This window comes from Deinococcus sp. Arct2-2 (genome assembly GCF_004801315.1).
In the GTDB taxonomy this organism is placed as follows: domain Bacteria; phylum Deinococcota; class Deinococci; order Deinococcales; family Deinococcaceae; genus Deinococcus.
The window spans coordinates 41,676-48,257 of the sequence record NZ_SSNW01000039.1 but is presented as its reverse complement, the minus strand read 5'-3'; the positions used below and the strand labels follow the sequence as shown (position 1 = coordinate 48,257).

Genomic DNA, 6,582 nt, shown 5'->3' with positions numbered 1-6,582 from the left:
TTTTCACCCCAACAGCCCAATCAGGTGTGGACTTCAGACATCACTTCCATTCCGACCAAAGAAGGCTGGCTCTACCTCGCCATCACCATCGACTTGTCTGCCCAGCGGATCGTCGGCTGGACGATGGACGCCTCCATGCCCGCAGAACTCCCACTCAGAGCTCTTTAGATGGCCTTGGGGCAGCGCTCCCCCTCTCCGGGACTGATCCACCACAGTGATCGGGGAGCCAGTACACCAGTGGCATCTGTCAAGCACAACTCGCTGCACACCACATGGTGTGCAGCATGAGCGGCAAAGGAGAATGTTGGGACAATGCCGTGTCAGAAAGCTTTTTCGCTCCCTTAAAGCGGGAGTTGGTTGATGGACAAGTTTACGCGACTCGCCAACAGGCCAGAGAAGAGATGTTTGAGTATGTCGAGGTCTACGACAACCGCAAACGGCTTCATTTGACCCTTGCCTACTTGACACCCGTTGAGGCGGAGAGGCAGGCTTGAGTGGCTTAACCAGACCTACGTGAAATCGGGTGAGGCCCAGGACAGACTACACGCTGTTCAGAGCATGAGCGAGAAAGGAGAATGTTGGGACAATGCTGTTCAAGAGAGCTTTTTTGCGACTTTGAAGACGGAGATGGGGCTGAGCGAACCGCAGTGGGGTCGTACCCAGACACGAACAGAGATCTTTGAGTGGACCTGATGTGTTCTACAACCGTCGCCGTCGTCACTCCGCGTTGGGCTACCGATCCCCAGTGGCTTTCGAGGAGCAGGCCCCCATCCCGAACTGAGCCCCCACCAAACCCTTGACAGATCAGTTTCGGTTGGCCCTCTCCGCTGTAGGCCAGGTCGAGGCGCACGTACACGCTCGGATCGTCACGGTCCCAAGAAGCCTGCACCGCGCCGTGCAAACAGGCCGGAATCCCCAGTTCCATCAGGCGGCGGTGTTCGATGGCGTGGCCTGTGGCGGCGAGCGCCAGATCGGTCAGTTCCTGACTGGCCGCCTGAAGCGTGCGGATCTGGGCCGAGATCATGGCGTAGGCAGCGGTTTCCATCCAGTATGTCACCGGATGCTCCGCAGTGGCGTCAAACCGGGTTACGCTCATGCTGGAGAACCGCTCGGGCCAGTGTGGCCGGGCCGGGCAGGTCACGCGCTAGCGTGCCGCGCTCAAACACGGCTAGCGGTTGCCCCTGCGCCGTGTCTAGACGCACAAATGCCCCACATGCTTGCCGAATTCCAGCCAGTTGCGCGGCGATGGTTTCAAACGGCATCTGCGCCAAGAATTTGGGTGCGAACCAGTTGACTTAGGGTTGTTCGACCCCCATCAGGCGGGTGATGGCAGCGGCAGAAGTGGTGACCTCACCGGTTTGGGTGGCAGCGAGAGAAGCAGCGATGACGAGCATTCTAAAGATGCCATCCTTTGGGGCGTTCCTTAATGGTTTTTGCTGGGACTCCCACGGCGGTCACGTTTGCAGGAATGTTTTTGGTGATAACTGTTCCAGACCCGATGATGGTCCACTCACCGAGCTCAATGCCCTGATTGATAGTTGCGTTGGTTCCCACATCAACGCCCTCACCGATAACGACATTGCCGCTGATTACCACGGATGGAGCGATTGTTACGAAGTCGTGAAGGACATCGTCATGTGCCACTGTAGCCATAATATTGATCAGCACGAATCGCCCAATCTGATAATCTGTAGTAGTTGTTACATTAGCACAAATGATGCTGCCTTCCCCAATCTGTGCCCGTCTTCCTATTACAGCCGTTGGATGAATCAATGTAGCAAAGCTGCGGTGGCCCAGCGCTTCAATGGCTTGTACCACCTTGCGCCGGGTTGGTGGTGCGCCAATTCCGATGACAACTTCCACATCGGGGTGATCACGTAGCCACTCCACCCCTCCCAATACGGGAAGGTCATGCACTTTGGTGTGGTGGACTTCCGGGTTGCTGTCGAGCCAACCAACCATCTCCCATTTCTCCACCGAGGAATTATCATTCATGTCCTCAATAACCTCGTGCAGCTCTCGGGCCAGACCTCCCGTACCGACAATAACCAAACGGTGTGTGCGAATCTCGCTGCCTGAATTCATACCCGTAAGCTACCAGACAAACCAGTTCTTTAGGACCCGCTGACCGCCATCAGTGCCTCCTCCGGAAAAATCAGGTGTGACTTCCCGACTCGGTTATGGCGACAATTGTCAAAAGCTTAACTTCTGCAAATGGACAATAGCTCAGTCAATAGTTTTACAGCCAGCGCATCGTAAATGCCTTTGCCATCAGCGGCCCTGCGCCGGACGCCAGCAGCCCACGTACCAGCCATTCGCGCCTGCGCTGGCCCACTGTTTCTGCTGGGCGGCCAAAGAACATATTGATTTCGGCCTGCCGTGTGGCCATTTGGGCGGCTCGCCTGCGCTCACGCTCAAAGCTTGCCAACGCTCTTGCCGACGCGCCGTTGCCCCATACGTCCGCCAATGCGGCTGCGTCCAACCAGCCCAGATTCATGCCTTGCCCACCAATCGGGCTGACCTCGTGGGCGGCGTCTCCGATCAAGATCAGGCGGCCCCGCACCATCTGGGCGGCTAGGTGGTGGCGCACTTCGAAGGCGCTGAGCATGGAGCATTCGCCACTCGGCAGGTGATGCCCGTTGCGCTGCTGCACGAGGGCAGTCAGGTCAGCGGCCACTGGCGAAGCGTGCAGCGTATCGGTGCGGGCCACCCAGCGCCGCAGGCCACCCGGCAAGGGAAAAGATTCCAGCACCCCGCCCGCGTGCAGCCCGATCACCGCCGCCCCCCCAAATGCGGTGGTATCGGGGAAATCGCCCATCAGGTACTTGTCGGCGTAAGTGGCCCCCGGATAGGGAATCTGGGCCAGCCCACGCATCAGGCTGCGGCACCCGTCCGCGCCGACCACGTAGCGGGCCTGCGCCTTGTGCGTCTGCCCCCGCTGTTCATACGTCACGGTCACGTGTGGGCCAACGTCCTGCACGGCTTTTACCTCTGCTCCCCGCTGCAAGGTGCCGGGGGCCAGCCGCTCCAGTTCTGCTTCCAAGATCTGCTCGGTACGCTGCTGAGGAAGCGACAAAATAAAGGGGAAGCGGGCCGAGACCGAGCCGAATTCCAGTTCTCCCAGCACCGCGCCGCGCTCGCCGCGCACCAAGCCGCTGGTGATCCGCACGCCCGCCGCCAGCAGGGGAGAGGCGATGCCCAGCGTCTCAAATGCCTCTAGCGCGGGGGGATGAATGCCGATGGCCCGCGAGTGTGCCCCGGCCTCGGCGCGGCGTTCCAACACCCGGAACGTGAGGCCACGCGACGCCAGCAAGCAGCCCAAAAACAACCCCACTGGGCCGCCGCCTACGATCAGCACGTCAAGCATGGGCGGCCCTGTACATCAGCAGGTTGCGGTAAGGCCATTGCCGCTGCACCTGCCAGCCCTGCGGCGCGAGCTGCGCCAACTCGGGGGCCGTAAAGCTGCGCCGGATAGACAGCAGCCCGTCTTCGCGAATAAAGGAGCGCCGGAACCAAGGGCTGATGCCCAACCCGAACGCCGCGTAAGCGAAGGCGCTGCGCTCTAGGTCGCTGTGAATGACGGCCACCCGGCACAGCCGCTCGGAGTCGTCCAGCAGAGCGGCCAGTTCGGGCGCGGTCAGGTGATGCAGCAAGTGGTTGGAGGTAATAAAGTCGAAGCGCTGCTCTTCCTTCACGAGGTCGCCGCTGAACGCTTGCCGAAAACTTAGCCCAGCTTGAGGCGGCAGGCTGGAGGCATACGTCACCGCCCGCGCATCGGCATCTATGGCCGTGATGTGCAACCGGAACCCGTCTTGGGCAGCCCACTGCGCCAGTTTTCTGGGCACATCGCCGCCGCCCGAACCGATGTCCAGGAGGGTTGCGCTGTGCAGCCGCGCCAAATGAGGCCGCAACTGTTTCACATACACCTGACGCCAGCCCGACACCAGCGCGTTCACGAAGGCAAACTGCGCGTAGGTGCGGTGCAGCGTGGCAAGGTCGCAGTCCGGCTCGTCCATGCGTTCGGTGAGTTCGGTGGCGCGGCGGCCAAAATTTAGGCCAGTAGGCTTAAGGTTTATGCTCTCAGCTTTCACGACTGACCGCCAACTTAATCCAGCCCCGAGAGTTTGGTCAGCAAGCCCGATTCCACCGTCAGTCCCGGCCCGAAAGCCATCGCGCAGACCCGCTCGTCGTCGTGGGCGCTGTGAAGCAGGCTCCGCAGAATAAACAGCACGGTGGCGCTGCTCATATTGCCGTACTCGCGCAGCACGTCCCGCGAGGGCTGAAGTTGTTCGGGCGTCAGGCTTAGGGCAGTTTCTACCTTGTCCAAAATGCTGCGCCCGCCGGGGTGAATGGCCCAGTGTTCTATATCGCGGTGCGCGGCGTCGGCCAACCCGGCCTCCCGTGCCAGCAGCGGCACCAGTGCGCCCGAGATATGCGTTTCGATGATCGACGGTACGTACGTACTCAGCACCATGTCGTAGCCGAGGTCGCCAATCGTCCACGCCATGTCCGCCTCGCCCACTCCAGCAGGCGTCAGCGTGGTTTCAAAGTGATCCATCCTCAGCACCGGTGTGCCGGGGCTGGGCCGCCGCGCACTGACCAACGCGGCGGCGGCTCCATCGGCAAACACTGAACTGGCGATGAGGGTATCGGGGTCGTTGGAGGCGTGCATATGCAGGGTACACAGCTCGGCACTGACCACCAACACCACCGCGTCCTTATCGGCTTCGCAAAACGCCTTGGCCATCTTCAGGGCCGGAAAGGCCGCGTAGCAGCCCATAAACCCGACGTGGAAGCGCTGCACGTCGGGCCGCAGTCCCAGCGCCCGCACCACCGCGTAATCGGGGCCAGGGGCAAAAAAGCCCGTGCAGGATACCGTGACCACATGGGTGATGTCGGCGGGCAAAATGCTGGGGCTGGCCGCCATGACCTGCCGCGCGGCCTGCACGAACAGTTTGCTGGCCTCCACGATATAAAACGCGTTGCGGGTGCCGGTGCTGGGCTTCAGCATCCGGTGGGTGGCCGGGTCATAGAACACGCCCGCAGGCTCGTCGGCGCTGCGTTTGAACTCCCCGATGGCGCTGTGCCGCTGGTCGATGCCCGACGCATTGAAAATGGTGCCGATAATGCGCTGGCCCAAACGGTCAAGCTCCGGCTGGGCCTTCAGAACATCCCGAATCACCGATTGCGGATACACGTGCGGAGGGACCGCCGTTTCGATGGCATGAAGAAAGACAGACATAACGCAGGCTAGAGTGGCAACCTGATCGGCTTTGTCGCCTTTGTTGAGGTTACGTTGGTTTTTTTGCCCAAGAGACCCGGAAAGCAGGACTGTTAAGCTTGAATCAAGGGAAATTTAGAAGTCGGCTCTTAGCCTTGCTGCTGCCTGCCGAATGACGATTACGCCCCTTCACTGCTGTCTTGGGCAGGCTTGAAGGAACGAATCTCGTATTCCAACTGGGCGGGCAATTCCGGCTCGGCCTGTCGGCGTCGGCGGTGTTCGGCCTGAGCCAACACATGCACCGCTTGGGTCACTTTGCCCACCCACAGCGGCCCCTCGTACACCACAGTTGACCGCTCGCCATCTGCCCAACGCAGCGCGACCAGCCACCTTTTGGCTTGTAGGACGGACACCCGTTATGCTGGCCCGCATTTCCGCTCAGCTTTGTTACGTGTGACACAGTGTTTAGTGGGGGGGAGCCGGGTGTTGATGGTTGAACACTTTGCAGGCCTGCTTCCCCGTCACTCCAGTTGCCTTCCGCTAAGCTTTGAGCAGATGCACCGTTCTATTCGCCTCGCCTCTTTGCGCCCTGTGCTATGGCTCATGGTGACCCTCTGGCTGGGCAGTGCGGGCGCACATGGCGAAGCCAACTCCAACTTGGGCGGCGTCACCTTATGCCTAGACCCGCAGACGGTACAAGTGGACTTGGAAGCCGTGCCAGAGGGCCGCGCCGCCTCAGCACGGGCACAGCTCACGGCGGCCCTGACGCAACGCCTGACCACCGCTCTCGAACAAGACCGGGTACGCTCCGAGCGGCGGCCCTCGTGTGCTGGGCAGGTGGGGTACACGCAGTTGCAAGCCAGCGTGCGCTATCTCGACCCAAGCAGTTACATCGGGTATGGCCAAGCCACCTATAGTTACACCGTGCTGCTGCGGGTCAACGCGGCGGGGGCCACCCAGTCCGGCCAGCGGCGCGGCTTCAGCTCCGGTTGGTCTGACCTGTATTCGGAAACAGGCACGCGGCGGCCCGTTGAAGCCGTGGTAACCGACTGGGGCGAAGAGCAGGCCCGTGACCTGACGGCCCTTTGGCGGCGCGACAACCCCACCTTCCTAGAGCGCCTGACCCAGCCGGGGCCGCTGCGCTGGAGGCTGCTGGCCGGAGCATTGGCCGTGATGCTTGTTTCGGCAGGCGTGCTGGCTTCCTTGTACAAACGCGGTCAAGTTGCGTTGACATCTTCAAAAATCTAAGTTTCTCTCAGGGCAGTCATTAAAAATGGCTTATCGATATTAAGAAAAAGCTGTGATGCTTAATCAGCACGGCGTCATGCAGGGACGGTACACCGGGGAGAACCTTTGCGGTT

At 60.8% G+C, this 6,582-nt stretch carries 7 protein-coding genes and 3 pseudogenes; 3 read left to right on the top strand and 7 right to left on the bottom strand.

Going from position 1 to position 6,582, the window contains the following annotated elements; all coding sequences use genetic code 11:
* Positions 1-494, top strand: a pseudogene (locus tag E7T06_RS21890) (IS3 family transposase); the annotation flags it as partial.
* 58 nt (positions 495-552) lie between these two features.
* Positions 553-781: pseudogene (locus E7T06_RS21885) on the top strand (integrase core domain-containing protein); the annotation flags it as partial.
* Positions 782-814: 33 nt separating this feature from the next.
* Here E7T06_RS21885 and E7T06_RS22100 read toward each other — a convergent pair.
* The 7 genes and pseudogenes from E7T06_RS22100 to E7T06_RS15290 form a co-directional block, all read right to left on the bottom strand.
* Positions 815-1,096: pseudogene (locus E7T06_RS22100) on the bottom strand (glutathionylspermidine synthase family protein); the annotation flags it as partial.
* A complete protein-coding gene (locus tag E7T06_RS15315) occupies positions 1,077-1,262 on the bottom strand; it encodes a hypothetical protein (RefSeq protein WP_136366645.1) in 186 nt (61 codons plus the stop codon). The pseudogene E7T06_RS22100 and the gene E7T06_RS15315, both read right to left, overlap by 20 nt.
* Before the next feature lie 133 nt (positions 1,263-1,395).
* Positions 1,396-2,085: an acetyltransferase gene (locus tag E7T06_RS15310; RefSeq protein WP_136366644.1), complete on the bottom strand. Its 690-nt coding sequence runs from the start codon at positions 2,083-2,085 to the stop codon at positions 1,396-1,398.
* A 154-nt stretch (positions 2,086-2,239) separates the two neighbouring features.
* Positions 2,240-3,367, bottom strand: a complete 1,128-nt coding sequence (locus tag E7T06_RS15305) for an NAD(P)/FAD-dependent oxidoreductase (RefSeq protein ID WP_136366643.1) — start codon at positions 3,365-3,367, stop codon at positions 2,240-2,242.
* Positions 3,360-4,091 carry a class I SAM-dependent methyltransferase gene (locus tag E7T06_RS15300; RefSeq protein WP_240741096.1) on the bottom strand — a complete coding sequence of 244 codons (732 nt, stop codon included), beginning with the start codon at positions 4,089-4,091 and terminating at the stop codon, positions 3,360-3,362. The genes E7T06_RS15305 and E7T06_RS15300 overlap by 8 nt, the downstream gene beginning before the upstream one ends.
* Before the next feature lie 14 nt (positions 4,092-4,105).
* Positions 4,106-5,242 carry a 3-oxoacyl-[acyl-carrier-protein] synthase III C-terminal domain-containing protein gene (locus tag E7T06_RS15295; protein ID WP_136366642.1) on the bottom strand — a complete coding sequence of 379 codons (1,137 nt, stop codon included), beginning with the start codon at positions 5,240-5,242 and terminating at the stop codon, positions 4,106-4,108.
* A gap of 158 nt (positions 5,243-5,400) precedes the next feature.
* On the bottom strand, positions 5,401-5,634 hold the full coding sequence (locus tag E7T06_RS15290; RefSeq protein ID WP_136366641.1) for a hypothetical protein: 234 nt from the start codon (positions 5,632-5,634) through the stop codon (positions 5,401-5,403).
* A 142-nt stretch (positions 5,635-5,776) separates the two neighbouring features.
* On the opposite strand from E7T06_RS15290, the gene E7T06_RS15285 reads away from it, so the two are divergent.
* Positions 5,777-6,469 carry a hypothetical protein gene (locus tag E7T06_RS15285; protein ID WP_136366640.1) on the top strand — a complete coding sequence of 231 codons (693 nt, stop codon included), beginning with the start codon at positions 5,777-5,779 and terminating at the stop codon, positions 6,467-6,469.
* Positions 6,470-6,582: the final 113 nt, after the last annotated feature.